The sequence below is a fragment of the Thalassoglobus sp. genome (genome assembly GCF_048270125.1).
Lineage (GTDB): Bacteria > Planctomycetota > Planctomycetia > Planctomycetales > Planctomycetaceae > Thalassoglobus.
Map to the genome: position 1 here is coordinate 335,307 of NZ_JBLWTN010000001.1, position 14,935 is coordinate 350,241.

Sequence of the window (14,935 nt, forward strand, 5' to 3'; positions counted from 1 at the left end):
ATGTCCGCACTTTGGATTGGGAATTTTTCGTTTGAAAGTCAGCTGATCGAACGAAATCAAATATCCACAGCTGTTCAACGCATCGAGGCAGAACTTTCTCCATGCCTGACTGCAGCGACTTCTCCTGAAGATTTCATTCTCTGTCCGGAATTGATCCCGCCAGATTTTACTGACTATCTCCGAAGTTTTGGCATTATTCCTCCCAAATTTGTCGGTCCCGATCAACTCCCTGAGATTCTGAATACTGTCACACATCTTCAGCCTTGGGGATGGACACAAGAACTGGTCGATCAGTTTGACGGTGAACTTAAGATCAGATCGACTCACCCTTCATTTGACGCCGTGAAATTGGCAAATTCCAGAGTCTTTTCCTTTCAGCTCTCTCAGCTTCTGAACTGCTTGCTCGATGGAGAAAGTTCTCTTCAATCCGCTTCCTCTCTCGAGAGTTCACTGCAGAGACCGGAATTTGATAATGGTTTTGTTCTCAAAGAAAATTTTGGACAATCCGGACGTGGTCAAATCATTGGAGAGACCCGTAAATTGACCGAGAAACAGGCAGCCTGGGCTGCCAATCGCCTGGGAGACAACAGAGTCCTCTTTCTGGAACCGAAACTGAAATCGCTCGCGGAGTTTGGAATTCAGTGGGATCTCCCCGAAGAAGGACCGCCACAACTCTTTGGAGTCACACAGTTGAAAAGTTCTACACGTGGGCAGTTTATTGGTTCAACAGTGCGGATTGACGAACAACAATTCCCGGAGTTGGAATCGATCATCGATTCACAGAGGTTGGCATGTTTGCAGATCCAGCAAATAGGGTATTTCGGTCCGGTGGGGATTGATGCAATGATCTACGAGAAATCCGATGGTAATCGAGCCGCAAGACCGCTGCAGGACATCAACGCTCGCTGGACGATGGGACGACTTGCCATTCATTGGGCGAATGCCTGCTTCCCCAAAGAAAACAACGTGAGCTGGATTCATTCGAAAGCGGCACCGTCAACAGATGCGGTGAGAACCTCGCCGCTCACGCTGGGAGGGAAACCGGTCCAGCATCAAACATGGTGCCACTTATGAGCGAATCTGTCTCAGCTGCCTATATTCATGTCCCGTTCTGCATTCATCGATGCGGTTACTGCGATTTCACAGTCATTGCCAACCGCGATGACTTGTTGTCGGTCTACCTTGATTGTTTGGAACAGGAAATCAGCGAATCACTTGTTGAACCGCAACAGCTGACCACCCTCTTTATCGGTGGCGGAACTCCCAATTATCTCCCCCCCAAACACCTGCAACGCCTCTTGAAGATTCTTCAGCGATGGCTTCCTGTTCGTCGTGATGGCGAGTTTTCAATTGAATGTAACCCGGAAGATTTTTCGTCTGAGCGAATGGATGTAATCAAAGAGTTCAACGTCAATCGCGTCAGCTTGGGAGTGCAATCGTTTCAGGCTGAGCATCTGAAAACCCTCGAACGTGGACACACCCCGGAGACCGTTGCCGATGTCACTCAACGCTTGCGTGATCGAGGATTTCAAAATATTTCGTTCGATTTGATTTACGCCGTCCCGGGACAATCGCTGACAGATTGGGAGACGACGCTGGATCATGCGATTTCGCTCGCCCCTCAGCACATCTCGACCTATGGCCTCACTTACGAAAAAGGAACGGCATTCTGGACGCGGAGAATGAAGTCTCAGTTGGAGCAAACGGAAGACGAACTTGAGCGATCGATGTACGCTTCCGCGATGAGGGAGCTTTCAAAAGCGGGATATGATCAGTACGAACTCTCCAATCATGCTCTCTCCGGATTTCAATGTCGCCACAATCAAATCTACTGGAACGCGCTCCCTTACTACGGATTCGGACCGGGGGCAGCTTCGCTCATAAATGGCGAGCGCGTGACGAGATATCGTAGTGTCACCGGCTGGATTAAGAAGATCCAGAGTGGAGAGTCGCCCTGCTCGGACCGAGAGGTTCTTGGACCGGACTTAGCGCGACGCGAGGCTGTGATGCTGGGACTGAGGCAATTGAAAGGCATCCACTTAAGCAACTATGAAGAACGTTTCGATTGCTCGATCCGCGATCTCGCTCCCGAGGAATATGACAACTTCCTCGAACGCAGATTATTGGAAATCGACAACGAACATCTTCGCCTCACCTACGAAGGCCGTTTCCTGGCTGACACCGTTGTTGCAGAATTTCTGTAAGTCTCTGTGAGTCTCAAGCTGGATGAATCTTGTCCCGCGACAAGAACTTGCTGTTGCCTGAACGGGAAAATGTTCCCGTTCTACAGGTGGACGGCTTGGTTTCAACTGACGGTTTTGATTTGTCTGAGCAATGATCCACGATGCACTGAGTGTGCATCGTGGGATTCGTAGGTACCTGACCGTCAATCTTGGGCCATCAAACAATCGGGATTTGGGATATTCACCCGTTTGGCTGGATGATCACTTTCATCGCTCCAGGTTCGCCTTTGTAGAGTCGGGCGAAGTAATCCGGGCCTTCTTCGAGTGAGGCTTTCGCCGTGATGAGTGGCTCGACTTTGATATCACCACGTTCGAGAAGGTCGATACAAGCGGGGTATTCACCGTTCGAGGCACAACTTCCGTAGAGAGTCAGTTCGCGGGTGACAATCGCTTGTAAGGGAATTTCAACTTTCGGTGCGAGGTTGCCGACCAGGGTGATTGATCCCCCTTTGCGAGTCGCGTCAATTGCCGTTTGAATGGTGACGCTCGCACCGACAACTTCAATGGCGATGTCTGCCCCCTGACCATCTGTCAGAGCTTGAATCTGCGCAGTGACATCGTCAGTTTGAGGATTGAGGGTCACATCTGCGCCGAGTTCTCGGGCGAGTTTGAGTCGGTCCTCATCGAGATCGACTGCAATCACCTGTGAGCATCCAGCGAGGCGAATGGCTTGGACGACGAGCAAACCAATCATCCCTGAACCGACGATCACAGCGGTATCTCCCAGTTTCACCGGAGCTCGATTGGCAGCGTGAACCGCAATGGAAACTGCTTCAATCATGGCAGCATGTTCAAACGCCAAACCTTCAGGAATTTTGTAGAGGATGTTCTGTGGAACGGCGACGTATTGAGCGAAGGCACCATGCTGTCGATATTCACCGCATGAAACCCCGAGGACTTTTCGGTTGTCACACAGGTTGATGTTTCCTGCTCGGCAGAATTTGCAATGCCCACAAGAGACGGTCGAATCGAAGGTCACACGGTCGCCGACTTCAAAGCCGTCGACATCACTGCCTTTCTTCGCAACAACACCTGCAGCTTCGTGTCCCATCACCAACGGTGGAATACGTCTTCCGCTGCTGCCGTCGTAACCGTGGATGTCGCTTCCGCAAATTCCACACGCACGAACCTCAACGAGAACATCACGCGAACCAATTTCCGGTTCGGGCATGTCGGTCACTTCAAGCTGTTTGTATTCCGTCAGGAGCATCGCTTTCATCGTTGTTCTTTCTTCGTTCGTTTTCTTCAATTGTTCTGTCTCAGAGAATTCAAGCCGCAGCGTTTCTCAGCAAAATTCTGAGAATATCTGTCATTGCGATGCGATCAATCGTCTCGGCCTGGGCGTGGCAATGAATGAGGTTCCGTGAGCTTTTCGTACATCTCCGGACGGCGGTCTGCGATGCGATCAATCGCGTGCTTGCCGGGGACGCGATCAATTCGTTTGTTGCGAGACTTCTCTGGGTCGACATCGAAGTAGAGGATTTCTTCATCCTTCCCAGAGCCTTTTGAGATCGTATTTCCAGTCGGGTCTGTGATTATCGTCTCTCCAATGAAGCGGAATCCCCGTTCTTCTCCCACGCGATTGACTGCGGCAAAGTAGACTTTGTTTTCCATCGAGCGAGTGTTCATCACGAACTTTGTCATCTGCTCCGCACCAGTTGGGAAGTTCGTCGGGAGTGCAATTAAATCGGCTCCCTGGAGTGCCAAAATTCGAATCGATTCAGGAAAGGCAGAGTCGTAACAAATTCCAATGCCAACTTTGATTTCGCCCAAGTCATACACTTCAAAAGGCCGATCGCCAAAGGTCGCAAATTGATCGACTCCTAAACCTGGCAGATGAATCTTGCGGTAAACACCAATCACTCCATCGGGTCCAGCGAGGACTGCAACGTTGTAAACTCCTTCGGGACTTGGCTCAAGCATCCCAAAGATTGCGTAGCCTCCCAATTCCTGGAGTGCCTTCACAATCATATTTGTTGCCGGGCCGGGGATATTTTGTGCAAACTGGCGAGCTTCATTCAGGTCGGAATAGCAATATCCCGTAAGAGCGCACTCAGGGAAGATCGTAAGCTCTGCACCTGCAGAGCGGGTCTCGCCAATCAACTCAATGATTTGAGCCAAATTCTGTTCGATCTCGCCGATTTTCACATCGACCTGCACGGCTGCGACTTTCATTGAATTGACTTTCGTGATACGACAACATTCCAGAATCGATCCTAAACGGATTCAGGACTTTATACATTGAGAAAAGTCTTCATACCATCAGTTTTGGGACCAGTTTTCGACTTTCGAGAAATGCTAACAAATTCGTTGAGCCGAGAACACTGGCTGAGATCCTTTGGAGTGCTGCTCAATTTGTCGAAATGAGCCAGTCGCTTTTTTCACCACTGTTCATTTTGGGATTTGTTGAACTCGAAGACGATCTGAAATCACATGCCCCGTAGAACGTTTTCTCCGGTGAAATGCAAACAGTAGCTCTAATTCGAAGCGAAACTAAACGGCTGATCGTCTTCGACATAATATTGAAACCAGTGTCAAACTATTGTCGCATCTTTGATGCATTTTAAAGCCTCATCACTCACTCACGTTTGAACCGCCAGTAATATGGAACGCGAAGAACAATCTGAATCAAAACAGTTCCTGAGTGTTTGGGACACCGTCAGTATTCTGATCGGAATTGTCGTTGGGACTTCGATCTTTAAAGCTCCCCCGTTGGTCTTTGGAAATGTTTCCGATGCTTCAACCGGATTACTCGTTTGGGGACTGGGGGCTTTGATTTCTCTTTGCGGAGCACTTTGCTATTGCGAATTGGCAACAACCTATCCCGGTTTTGGTGGCGAGTACCAATATCTCTCACAGGCTTACGGCCGCAGGACTGGCTTTCTCTTCGCATGGATGCAATTGTGCGTCATCCTGACTGGCAGTATCGGGGCGATGGCGTTTGTGTTTTCGGATTACTCAGTGACACTCGCCACGAGCCTGAAGAATCATCAGGCAGCCGTGGCGAGTTCTGCATTAGTGCTTCTAACATTGATTCACAGCTCAGGATTGTCCGCTGGAAAACTTGTTCAGAATTTTCTGACAGTCGCAAAAGTGATTGCATTGGGAGCAATATTAGTTGTCGGCTGTTTTTACTCTGCTGCTCCAGAAACGGCGGTAGCATCGACCGCAAATACCGAATCGAACATTGGACTGGCACTTGTGTTCGTGCTATACGCATACGGAGGCTGGAACGACGCAGCGATGGTGACTCCGGAAGTTCGCGACCATCAACGGAACATGCCCAAGGCGTTGCTGTTCGGATTAGGCCTGACGGCGCTGTTGTATCTCTCCTTGAATGTTGCGTTTCTAAAAGTCCTCGGTTTCGATGGAGTCAGGACATCCGCAATCCCAGCTGCCGAAATCGTTGAAATCGCCTTTGGGCGCTCTGCTTCGATCGTCATGAGTCTCATCGTGATGCTTTCTGCACTCGGAGCAATTCACGGAATGCTGTTTGTCTCTTGCCGATTACTCGCTGCTGTGGGTGACGACTATGCCCTGTTTCGTCGTTGGAGCGAATGGAACAACCGAGGCGTTCCGCTCATTTCGTTGTTGACGATCACCGGAATTTCCTTGTTTCTTGTCCTGGCCGTTGGAACAGAAAAAGGACAGCTTCTCACAGCGAACACTGCTGTTTCGATTGGGCTTCCAAAACCAGACTGGGCAAAATATTTTGGCGGATTCGACACATTGGTCGCTGCAACAGCTCCAATTTTCTGGGCCTTCTTCGCGATGTCTGGCTTCGCGGTGAGCATTTTACGATTCACTGATCGCAACCGACCAAGACCATTCCGAGTCCCGTTCTACCCGCTCCCAGTGATTGTCTTTTGCTTTTTCTCACTCTTCATGCTCTGGAAAAGTCTTGAGTATGCCAAGGAACTGACATTACTCAGCCTCCCGGTTTTCGTGTTGGGAATTATTCTCTCGATGACTCGAACGACTGATTCCGCAGGCAGCAACTCAACGGGCACGAAATAAACGGAGGTAGGTCTCCGCCATTCGTTCAGCGAAAAAAGTGCTTTAGAGCAGTTTGCTCTACCGTTTGCCCGTGAAGAACGCATTTCTCTAGCAAAAATGCTGTTCGCCACGAGGCAGAACCTGCAAACCACTTCGAAAGATGCTCTAGTAGGCTATGAGGCTCGAAGCTGATATGTTCAAAGACTGAGCCGCCAGTCAATCCTGTTTGGGAAGAGTGTGACAATGATTCGTTTACAGTTAAGACCGATTTTGTTCTCTGGAATATTCTTAGCCTGTTTCCTGTCTGTGACAGAACCTCTCGCAGCGCAAGACCTCAAGCTTCACACTACTCCCGGGGGAGTCGAGTACGGCACATGGGGATCTCCTGAACCTGGGCCAGCGCCGACGATCTTTATTTTTTCCGGAACTATCGAAGGGACATTAGAGAACGCATACTTTCGGCAATGTGGAAACGCGCTCGCAGAGCAGGGGTATCTTTGCGTTTCGATCGACCTCCCGTGTCACGGCAAACAGGCGGTCAAAGGGCAAACATCCGGGATCGGCGGTTGGAATCTTCGCATCGCCAATGGTGAGAACGTAACTGCGGAGTTTCAAAAGCGAGCATCAGAAGTACTTGACCATCTGATTCAAACCAAGGTGGCTGACCCAGATCAAATCGCAGCCGCTGGAACATCACGCGGTGGATATATGGCCATCCAGTTTGCCGCTGCCGACGAGCGAGTCAAATGCGTTGCCGGTTTTGCCCCCGTGACTGATCTCGCTGCTCTTCGAGAATTTGCTGGAAACGAAGAATTGCCGCTGGTGAAGAGTTTGAGTTTGAAGTCTCAGGCAAAGCAACTCGCAGGGAGACCGGTTTGGGTGATCATCGGTGATCGTGATGACCGCGTCAGTACGAAAAGTGCAATGGACTTCGCTTTAGCTCTCAGTGCTGAGGCAGTCGCCAAGGATGTTCCCAGTCGACTCGAATTGCATATCATTTCTGAACCGCGAGGACATACGACACCTAAAGGAGCCGCCGAACAGGCTGCAAGATGGATTCTCCAACAATGACAGCTCGCCGTCGCAATGATTTTGCACCGTGAAGATCGAACTTGTCAGAGCTGAATGATCTCAGCTCATTTCACTCTGCGGCCTTTTCCAATTTTTTTGCTTGCTGATACAGAGCTTCCATCTCTTCCAGCGTCGCCTCTTGAATTGATTTACTCTGTGCAGCCAATCCACGTTCAATATGCTTGAAACGTCCCGCAAATTTTTTGTTTGAGCGACGCAGTGCTTCTTCCGGATTCACATCCCAGCGCCGGGCGATATTTGCCAGCACAAACAAGACATCACCGAGCTCTTCTTCGATTCGATCTTGCCGCTCCGGATCGTCTATCGGCTCATCCGGAACAGGTTCCATATCTACGGCAGCGGAGATCTCGGGCATCTCTTCGTTGGGATAAAGTTCGATTTTCAGTTCTTCAACCTCTTCTCTCAGCTTGTCGAACAACATGGCACGATGAGGGAAGTCATAACCAACTCTTGCTGCTTTCTTTTGAATGCGGGCTGCTTTGGCAAGCGCAGGAAGGTCGACAGGAATTCCGTCGAGCGCAGAGCTCCGACTCGTCTTCTCTTTTGCTTTTTGTTTTTCCCAGTGCGAACGGACGTCGTCCGCTGTTTCAGCGTGAGCTTCGCCAAAGACGTGCGGATGCCGATGAATCATCTTCTCAGTGATTCCTTCGATAACATCGATGACATCAAATCGCTGTTCGTCAGCTGCAATTTGAGAATCGAGCATCACCTGGAGCAGAACATCCCCCAGTTCTTCTTTGATGTTTTCGTTATCATCCGTGTCAATCGCTTCGAGGAGTTCGTACGTCTCTTCAAGAGTGAAAGGTTTAATTGACTTTAATGTTTGCACACGGTCCCATGGGCAGCCTTCTGGAGATCGAAGCTTTGCAATCACTTCACAAAGTTTGACAAAGACGCTCGAGACACGCTCCGCGTTTGGGGGAATTCCCTGTTGATGATCGTTTGACATGCAGATCGTCCTGATTGCGTCGGTTTAGAGCCAAGTGCCTGGCTTGAATTCTTCGGAATGTCGTATCGAACGGATAAGTTAACGAAGTTGCGTTTTAACTTATCCTGACGACTGTTGAGTCAGTTGTTCCAGATGGTGGTGACCGGCTTTTAATAACTGATCGTCGGGAAGAGTGTCCAGTGGGGAATACCCTGGGTGGCGTGATTCTTTGTAGGGATCATTTTTCTTTGTGTTGTAACAACAGATCAGCGCCCAGCGTGGGTTCTCACTGGTGTTCTGGTCCGAGCGATGCAGCAGGTTTGAGTGAAAGAAAACCGCCGAGCCGGGTTCGAGTTCCACATAGACCGTTTCGTATCGTTCGACCGCCACCGCGACCCGTTCGAGATCTGCGCCGGTTTGGTCACCGATGGGGCCATGATTGATCCGCCCGATATGATGGGATCCTCGCAAGACCTGCAAGCATCCGTTCTCTTGAGTCGCTCGGTCGATGGCGATGAGGCAACTTCCCATGTCTGGCGTCAGGCATCCGTTGTTGTACCAGTAGCCATAATCCTGATGCCATTCCCAGGCACCGCCGACGCGAGGCTCTTTGAGAATCAACTTATGGTGATAGTGATAAACTTCGTCGCCGAGAAGCGCGCTCATGCGATCCACGATTCGCTGAGATTTCGCAATGGAAGAATAGTAATCCTGTTTCAATTCATTGCGGACAGCGAGTGTAACGACCGCACCTTTCCCATCTTCTCTGCCATACGCTGTCTCCGCCAGATTCGCATCCGTCCGGGAGATTTTCGCCAGAAGTTCGGTCTCTTCAGAGTTTAGGAGATTGCGGACAATGACAAACCCATCACGATCAAACTCTTCTTTTTCACTCTCAAAGGCTGCCATTTCCATCCTCAGTTGATTACTTTCCAAAAGTCGTAGTCATTCGTTTTGCTACTCGCCCTTCGGTTCTGACTCGCACTCCGAGCCCCCATCGTCTCGACTTGTCGAGAGATGAGCAAGTCATCGTGCGAGTCTATCATTTACGGAAACGAGTCTGACTGTTTCGCAAAGAGCTTGACTCCGTAAGCTTCGCGACGCTCCCAAATGTCCCCTTCAAAACATTCGCTCTCTCCAACGTGTCGACATGACTTCAATCCCAATTGGCATCGCGATCGTTCTCTCTCATGGACGCGTCCTGGTCGGGACTCGCGGCCAGACTGCTCATTTAGGAGGGCAGGCGGAGTTCCCCGGCGGGAAGTGTGAAACAGGTGAAACCGCAGCTGAATGTGCAATTCGAGAATGCTTCGAAGAAACAGGATTAAAAGTCGAGATTGCCGAGAGACTTCACCATGAAGTTTTTAAGTATCCAGATCGAACCGTCGACTTAACTTTTTATTTGTGTCGACTTGTCGAGTCAGCTGTTCCCCATCCACCTGCGTTGCAGTTCGAGTGGGTCGAGTTGGCAGAATTGCCTGCTCGGAATTTTCCCAGTGGAAACCAAGCGGTCCTGCGACTCCTTACTGATCGCTTCAAATCAGAAAGTCAGGAATTGCTGTGACAGCAATTCCTGACTGCATTTCAACAGCCCTTTAATGCCTGCCATGAGTTGGCAAACTTGCTGGGAGTCCCCGGATTATCAAAGAGGACGCCACGCATCGGGAGCGATTTCTTGTTGGTAGAAATCGTGTGTTGGCTCTTGTTGATCCGCAGGGCACAGTTCTCCTTCGTGAAGAATTGACGAAACTGTGAGCCCTGCGATTTCCAAAAAGTTCTGAAGGATCAAGTGTCCGGAATCTGTCAAAATTGACTCGGGATGAAACTGCACCCCGAAGAGCGGGAACTCAAGATGCTGAATGGCCATGATGATTCCATCGAGTGTTCGCGCAGTGACACGGAACTCGGTCGGCAACGATTTTTCCTCAATGATCAGAGAGTGATATCGCCCGACCTGTAATGGATTGGGGCAATCGGCAAAGAGTCCCGTTTCATCATGCTGGATCATCGACGTTCGACCGTGGACCGGTTCGCCGGCCCGAACGATGTTCCCTCCAAATGCCGCAGCTATTGCCTGATGCCCAAGGCAGACACCTAAAACTGGAATCGACTGGTAGAATTCTTCAACAACCCTGGGCGAAATTCCCGACTCTGCAGGTGTGCATGGCCCCGGTGAAAGGACGATGCCAGCCGGGGCAAGTTTCCGCACTTCCTCAAGTCGAATGGCATCGTTCCGGACGACAATTGTCTCCATCCCCAACTCCTCCAGATACCGGGCGAGGTTGAAGACAAAACTATCGTAGTTGTCGATCAGCAGTAGCTTGGGTTTCATCAATTCAACGTCCAAAAACATGAACGGCTTCTAGAACACGTTCATCATATCCGAAAGCGTTCAAGAACATTATTCGAATTCGCAATCTTCTTCAAAGACTTACCCAAAGAGATGCGATCCGTGAAATCCCGTATCTCCAATTTGATGAACTACGTAAAAAACAGGCGACACAATTCTCATGTGTCGCCTGTTTTCTGCTTGGGAGGAGGAGTTTCTGGTGAATTAGAGGGCTCCGACAGCTTTCATATTTGCGGTGTCGGAATTGGATTTCAGACGTTGATGTCGCGGAAGTGATTTTGGCTGAAACTCGACAGGCAGGTCTTCAAGGGAAAGCTCGCCTCGCAGGATTCGCATTCCCCCCGGTGCGTCGATTCCAATTTTCACAGAACCGCGACTGGTTTTAATGACTTTGACAACGATGTCTTCACCGATTTGAATAAATTCGTGTTGTTTTCGTGCGACGACAAGCATCTTTCTCTCCATAGATTGATTGAACTTCAGGGCCGCTGAAGTAAAGGGAAGAAGTCGATGGCTTCCTGCCGGTGACTTCTTGAATTGATTGAAAAAGTAGGGAGTAGAGGGTCGGAAGTGACCCGTGTGAGGATGTTTTTTGATAATGCATTCGGCGTGCCAATCACGACAATTCGCCTGTCACGGAAACGCAAAAGAGCGGGGTGAGTAGTGATTCTCCAAGGGAATACCATCCAAAACAATATTCCCGGAAAGAATTTTCCAGCTTCCACGCTGCTTTCTCGCGGTCGATCTCTGTAAGATCGAGAATCGTTTCTCCCCAAAGATGCAATTGTTGCATCGACAAAATCGCCATCCGGCAGTATTTGCCGCACACACGGATTATTCCTCGTAATCCCAGAAGTGATCTTGAAGTGCAGCATCAACAGAAAAATGAAGACATCAACTGATGTGGATTTCTGAAGTCTTTCATTCCGTCCAAGGAGAAGGTCGTTACACCGGCGTTCCGAGCAGCTTTGTGCGCACATCGGGATGCAATTTACGGTGCTGGTTTTGCGATACTCCATATACATCATGGGAACCGGAAGGAATTGAGCGTTCTCTGGAAGAACTTGTGGCTGAGATCACAGGCTTCGATTGCGAGCACGTTGTCATTACCGGCGGCGAGCCGTTGCTGGTTCCAGACATGGTTCCGTTTACGCAACAGCTGAGATCAATGGGTCACTTCATCACGTTTGAGACAGCCGGGACAGTTTTGCGTGATGTCGAAGCAGACCTGATGTCGATCAGCCCGAAACTCGCCAACTCAACTCCCGTCGGGACACCCTGGGAAAGCCGGCACGATGCGCGGCGACATCGGCCAGAGGTCATTCGGGAAATGATCCGCCGATTCCCTTATCAACTCAAATTTGTGATCGACCAACCATCGGATTTGAATGACGTCGAACAGTGGCTTAAAGAATTCCCGGAAGTTGTCGCTGAAAACGTATTCCTTATGCCTCAGGGGACAGAGATTCAAGAACTCCGATCTAAAGAGGGTTGGCTCGCTGAAGAAGCCGACTCAAGAGGATGGCAGATCTCTCCGAGAAAACACATTGAACTTTTTGGGAACACTCGTGGGACTTAAGAAATTGTCCACGATTGAAAAATCTGCCCCTGTCGCGAGTTGGTGAATCACGGGTTGTCAAAATGGAAACCGCATTGCAAGTTGAGCCCCTTGGCTTCAAAATCTTTTTGCAAAGCTGCTCGCAACGTGTCCACAAAACGCTTTATAAGGTTCTAAAGTCTCCGACACGATTCTCTAGAACCAGTCCGAAAACCTCTGAAATAGCCACTTTCCTCAACGTTTGAGAGAGCAATTTCAAGTTTCAGGATCAGTTCTAAATAGAGCCGAGTAGTAAGCTGCCAATAAGTTCGCAAAAATGACGATCGCGTGTACATCAAGAATTACAAACACTCTCAACTTCAGAAAGTACTCGGGCCTCCCTGAACAATAAAGAATACTCTACACGCTTCAAGCTCAGCTTTTCAGAACAGTTCAAAGATTCAAAGAGATGAATAAAGATAGTCCCCAAGATGTTCGCCGCGAGCGGATGACTTTTTACCCCGTAATTGTGATATCAACGATTTTCTGCGTCTCAATTTTCATCGTCATCGCAGTGACGTTTGGCGATCAGGACGTGCCGGTCAATCGCTGGGTCAACAAGAACGCGAATCTTATCCTGATCGTGGAGACCGTCTTGTTGACGATCACCGCTATTGGTGCGATGACAGTTGATCGTTTGAGAACTCTCAAAAGAATCGCTGCGGAAAAAGAAGCAAATCCAGAGGGGGGCACCGAGAACGAACCTGTCACTGAGGTGGACAGCAATGTGGATTAAAGTCTGCGGGCTAACTTCAGTGAAAAACGCACTTCAAGTTTGCGACGCTGGTGTTGATGCGATCGGTTTGAATTTCTACGCGAAGTCCAAACGATGTGTCGATATTAAAACCGCTCGGCGCATCGTTGAATCGTTGCCGGCGAATGTTGAACCGATCGGCCTGTTTGTCAATCACACACTTGACGAAATTCGAACAGTGACGCGTGAAACCGGAATCAAAACGATTCAACTTCATGGCGACGAAACGGCAGAGTTCGCAACTCAGTTGAGGGATTTGAAAATCATTCGGGCGATTCGTATCGATGAGACAAACATTAAGCAGTTGTCGAGCGAAATCGGCAGCTTCCGAACTGCTGGTGTGGCGTTGGCTGGCTGTTTGATCGACGCGAACGTTCAAGGCTCCTACGGTGGGACCGGACACACCGCTCCGTGGGAGATGATTGCAAGCCATTACGACGCCGAGAATTGGCCGCCACTCATTCTGGCTGGCGGATTGAACCCGAAGAATATTGAAGCCGCCATTCGCATGGTTCAGCCATGGGGAGTCGATACCGCAAGCGGGGTTGAATCCGCACCGGGGATGAAAGACCCTACGCAAGTTTCTGAGTTCGTAAGCGGGGCGACAAAAGAAAACGATTAGTACAGATTCATATTTTCTGTCTCTGCGAAAATGACCTTCCAAGTTATGTTTCGCTCATTTTTGAGAGGCAGGATGCAGACATCTATTTTTAAAATGCCTTGGAAGCAGATTATGCACAAGAACATTCGAGTCATTCTCGACCAGTTACTCAGCCATCAAGAAGTGGATGCAAACCAGATGCGAACAGCGATTGGTTCGATCATGGATGGTGAATGTTCCCCGGTCGACATTTCGTCTCTGCTCACTGCACTGGCAATGCAAGGCGAGACTGAAACGGAAATCGCAGGAGCTGCCTCGGCAATGCGCGAACGCTCTCTGAAGATTCAGACTTCCCGAACCGGGCTGATCGACACGTGCGGGACCGGTGGCGATAAGCTCCACACATTCAATATCAGCACAGCGACAGCTCTAGTCGTGGCGGGTTGTGGGCAACCGGTTGCGAAGCATGGGAACCGTTCAGTTTCCAGTTCGAGTGGATCTGCCGATGTTCTCGAAACGCTCGGTGTAAATATTGGCCTCACCGCAGAACAAGCGGGAAACTGTCTGGATGAGATCGGAATCTGCTTCTGTTACGCTCGACTCTTTCACGGAGCGATGAAACATGTCGCGCCGATTCGTGCGGAACTCGGAATTCGAACGATATTCAACCTCCTCGGGCCGCTCACGAATCCAGCCTCTGCCGAGTTTCAATTACTCGGAGCAAACAGTAACGCCAACGCCGAGAAGATCGCCAAGGCTGCAAGCCAACTTGGCACAAATCGAACGTTTGTTGTCTGCGGCAACAATCAGCTTGATGAAGTCAGCCTCTGGGGGAGCACGTCTGTCTGGGAAGTTCGGGGCGATTCCGTTCAGAAACATTCCTGGACCGCAAGAGACTTCGGACTCGCTGAGTGCTCACCAGACGATTTAATCGTGACATCCCCTTCAGAAAGTGCCGATGTCATTCGCGGAGTTCTCGCCGGACAAAGTGGTTCTGCCAGAGATATCGTTGTCGCAAACGCCGCTGCGGCTCTGGTCTGTAGCCAATTGGCAGATACACTCTCTGACGGAGTCTCGAAAGTTCAACACGCCATTGATTCAGGGCAAGCCAGAGACCTGCTCAATCAATTGGTCTCCTGGACACAAAAACAAGTAACCAGCGATTGATCAGTATTTGATACTTAGAAATGACGCAGGAATTCCCCCTCTTTCTGCAGTTCGCCTGAAAATCGCGTTCTCAGGCTCCAATCAGTCTCGCTTGCCAGCTATTCTATTGCATCTTTCGAATTGGTTTGCAGGTTCTGCCTCGTGGCGGACAGCATTTTTACTGGAAGCAGTCTCAGAACCTCTGGAATCGCGACCTTTCTCTGTACC

15 protein-coding genes are annotated in these 14,935 nt (G+C 49.9%); 9 read left to right on the forward strand and 6 right to left on the reverse strand.

All coding sequences use genetic code 11. The features are described from left to right. Both ACN0YR_RS01225 and hemW read left to right on the forward strand, forming a co-directional pair. Nucleotides 1-1,074 carry a hypothetical protein gene (locus ACN0YR_RS01225; RefSeq protein ID WP_417847380.1) on the forward strand — a complete coding sequence of 358 codons (1,074 nt, stop codon included), beginning with the start codon at nucleotides 1-3 and terminating at the stop codon, nucleotides 1,072-1,074. Further along, nucleotides 1,071-2,204, forward strand: a complete 1,134-nt coding sequence (gene hemW, locus ACN0YR_RS01230) for a radical SAM family heme chaperone HemW (protein WP_417847381.1) — start codon at nucleotides 1,071-1,073, stop codon at nucleotides 2,202-2,204. The genes ACN0YR_RS01225 and hemW overlap by 4 nt, the downstream gene beginning before the upstream one ends. A gap of 220 nt (nucleotides 2,205-2,424) precedes the next feature. Here hemW and ACN0YR_RS01235 read toward each other — a convergent pair whose 3' ends face one another. Further along, nucleotides 2,425-3,462 carry a zinc-dependent alcohol dehydrogenase gene (locus ACN0YR_RS01235; RefSeq protein WP_417847382.1) on the reverse strand — a complete coding sequence of 346 codons (1,038 nt, stop codon included), beginning with the start codon at nucleotides 3,460-3,462 and terminating at the stop codon, nucleotides 2,425-2,427. 104 nt (nucleotides 3,463-3,566) lie between these two features. Then, nucleotides 3,567-4,418, reverse strand: coding sequence for a carbon-nitrogen hydrolase family protein (locus tag ACN0YR_RS01240; RefSeq protein WP_417847383.1), 852 nt, complete (start codon nucleotides 4,416-4,418; stop codon nucleotides 3,567-3,569). A gap of 429 nt (nucleotides 4,419-4,847) precedes the next feature. On the opposite strand from ACN0YR_RS01240, the gene ACN0YR_RS01245 reads away from it, so the two are divergent. After that, on the forward strand, nucleotides 4,848-6,260 hold the full coding sequence (locus ACN0YR_RS01245; protein WP_417847384.1) for an APC family permease: 1,413 nt from the start codon (nucleotides 4,848-4,850) through the stop codon (nucleotides 6,258-6,260). 222 nt (nucleotides 6,261-6,482) lie between these two features. After that, nucleotides 6,483-7,310 (forward strand): alpha/beta hydrolase family protein, encoded by an 828-nt coding sequence (locus ACN0YR_RS01250; protein ID WP_417847385.1) that lies wholly within the window; start codon nucleotides 6,483-6,485, stop codon nucleotides 7,308-7,310. 70 nt (nucleotides 7,311-7,380) lie between these two features. Here ACN0YR_RS01250 and mazG read toward each other — a convergent pair whose 3' ends face one another. Beyond that, nucleotides 7,381-8,280 carry a nucleoside triphosphate pyrophosphohydrolase gene (mazG, locus tag ACN0YR_RS01255; RefSeq protein WP_417847386.1) on the reverse strand — a complete coding sequence of 300 codons (900 nt, stop codon included), beginning with the start codon at nucleotides 8,278-8,280 and terminating at the stop codon, nucleotides 7,381-7,383. Between the two features lie 99 nt (nucleotides 8,281-8,379). Further along, entirely contained in the window at nucleotides 8,380-9,168 is a 789-nt protein-coding gene (locus ACN0YR_RS01260) for a phytanoyl-CoA dioxygenase family protein (protein WP_417847387.1), read from the reverse strand. Nucleotides 9,169-9,409: 241 nt separating this feature from the next. Here ACN0YR_RS01260 and ACN0YR_RS01265 point away from each other — a divergent pair, with 241 nt between their 5' ends. After that, nucleotides 9,410-9,823 carry a (deoxy)nucleoside triphosphate pyrophosphohydrolase gene (locus tag ACN0YR_RS01265; RefSeq protein ID WP_417847388.1) on the forward strand — a complete coding sequence of 138 codons (414 nt, stop codon included), beginning with the start codon at nucleotides 9,410-9,412 and terminating at the stop codon, nucleotides 9,821-9,823. A gap of 78 nt (nucleotides 9,824-9,901) precedes the next feature. Here ACN0YR_RS01265 and ACN0YR_RS01270 read toward each other — a convergent pair whose 3' ends face one another. Then, on the reverse strand, nucleotides 9,902-10,591 hold the full coding sequence (locus ACN0YR_RS01270; protein ID WP_417847389.1) for an anthranilate synthase component II: 690 nt from the start codon (nucleotides 10,589-10,591) through the stop codon (nucleotides 9,902-9,904). A 222-nt stretch (nucleotides 10,592-10,813) separates the two neighbouring features. After that, nucleotides 10,814-11,062, reverse strand: coding sequence for a carbon storage regulator (locus tag ACN0YR_RS01275; protein ID WP_417847390.1), 249 nt, complete (start codon nucleotides 11,060-11,062; stop codon nucleotides 10,814-10,816). A gap of 448 nt (nucleotides 11,063-11,510) precedes the next feature. Here ACN0YR_RS01275 and ACN0YR_RS01280 point away from each other — a divergent pair, with 448 nt between their 5' ends. From ACN0YR_RS01280 to trpD, 4 genes are all read left to right on the forward strand, one after another. Continuing rightward, nucleotides 11,511-12,188, forward strand: a complete 678-nt coding sequence (locus tag ACN0YR_RS01280) for a 7-carboxy-7-deazaguanine synthase QueE (protein WP_417847391.1) — start codon at nucleotides 11,511-11,513, stop codon at nucleotides 12,186-12,188. 427 nt (nucleotides 12,189-12,615) lie between these two features. Beyond that, nucleotides 12,616-12,942 carry a hypothetical protein gene (locus ACN0YR_RS01285; RefSeq protein WP_417847392.1) on the forward strand — a complete coding sequence of 109 codons (327 nt, stop codon included), beginning with the start codon at nucleotides 12,616-12,618 and terminating at the stop codon, nucleotides 12,940-12,942. Then, a complete protein-coding gene (locus tag ACN0YR_RS01290) occupies nucleotides 12,932-13,582 on the forward strand; it encodes a phosphoribosylanthranilate isomerase (RefSeq protein ID WP_417847393.1) in 651 nt (216 codons plus the stop codon). The genes ACN0YR_RS01285 and ACN0YR_RS01290 overlap by 11 nt, the downstream gene beginning before the upstream one ends. Before the next feature lie 111 nt (nucleotides 13,583-13,693). After that, nucleotides 13,694-14,728 carry an anthranilate phosphoribosyltransferase gene (gene trpD, locus ACN0YR_RS01295; protein ID WP_417847394.1) on the forward strand — a complete coding sequence of 345 codons (1,035 nt, stop codon included), beginning with the start codon at nucleotides 13,694-13,696 and terminating at the stop codon, nucleotides 14,726-14,728. Nucleotides 14,729-14,935 lie beyond the last annotated feature (207 nt).

Excerpts from the sequence above, each read along its gene's own strand:
- ACN0YR_RS01225 (WP_417847380.1), top strand. The coding sequence starts at position 1 with ATGTCCGCACTTTGGATTGGGAATTTTTCGTTTGAAAGTCAGCTGATC.
- hemW (WP_417847381.1), top strand. The coding sequence starts at position 1,071 with ATGAGCGAATCTGTCTCAGCTGCCTATATTCATGTCCCGTTCTGCATT.
- ACN0YR_RS01235 (WP_417847382.1), bottom strand. The coding sequence starts at position 3,462 with ATGAAAGCGATGCTCCTGACGGAATACAAACAGCTTGAAGTGACCGAC.
- ACN0YR_RS01240 (WP_417847383.1), bottom strand. The coding sequence starts at position 4,418 with ATGAAAGTCGCAGCCGTGCAGGTCGATGTGAAAATCGGCGAGATCGAA.
- ACN0YR_RS01245 (WP_417847384.1), top strand. The coding sequence starts at position 4,848 with ATGGAACGCGAAGAACAATCTGAATCAAAACAGTTCCTGAGTGTTTGG.
- ACN0YR_RS01250 (WP_417847385.1), top strand. The coding sequence starts at position 6,483 with ATGATTCGTTTACAGTTAAGACCGATTTTGTTCTCTGGAATATTCTTA.
- mazG (WP_417847386.1), bottom strand. The coding sequence starts at position 8,280 with ATGTCAAACGATCATCAACAGGGAATTCCCCCAAACGCGGAGCGTGTC.
- ACN0YR_RS01260 (WP_417847387.1), bottom strand. The coding sequence starts at position 9,168 with ATGGCAGCCTTTGAGAGTGAAAAAGAAGAGTTTGATCGTGATGGGTTT.
- ACN0YR_RS01265 (WP_417847388.1), top strand. The coding sequence starts at position 9,410 with ATGACTTCAATCCCAATTGGCATCGCGATCGTTCTCTCTCATGGACGC.
- ACN0YR_RS01270 (WP_417847389.1), bottom strand. The coding sequence starts at position 10,591 with ATGAAACCCAAGCTACTGCTGATCGACAACTACGATAGTTTTGTCTTC.
- ACN0YR_RS01275 (WP_417847390.1), bottom strand. The coding sequence starts at position 11,062 with ATGCTTGTCGTCGCACGAAAACAACACGAATTTATTCAAATCGGTGAA.
- ACN0YR_RS01280 (WP_417847391.1), top strand. The coding sequence starts at position 11,511 with ATGTGGATTTCTGAAGTCTTTCATTCCGTCCAAGGAGAAGGTCGTTAC.
- ACN0YR_RS01285 (WP_417847392.1), top strand. The coding sequence starts at position 12,616 with ATGAATAAAGATAGTCCCCAAGATGTTCGCCGCGAGCGGATGACTTTT.
- ACN0YR_RS01290 (WP_417847393.1), top strand. The coding sequence starts at position 12,932 with ATGTGGATTAAAGTCTGCGGGCTAACTTCAGTGAAAAACGCACTTCAA.
- trpD (WP_417847394.1), top strand. The coding sequence starts at position 13,694 with ATGCACAAGAACATTCGAGTCATTCTCGACCAGTTACTCAGCCATCAA.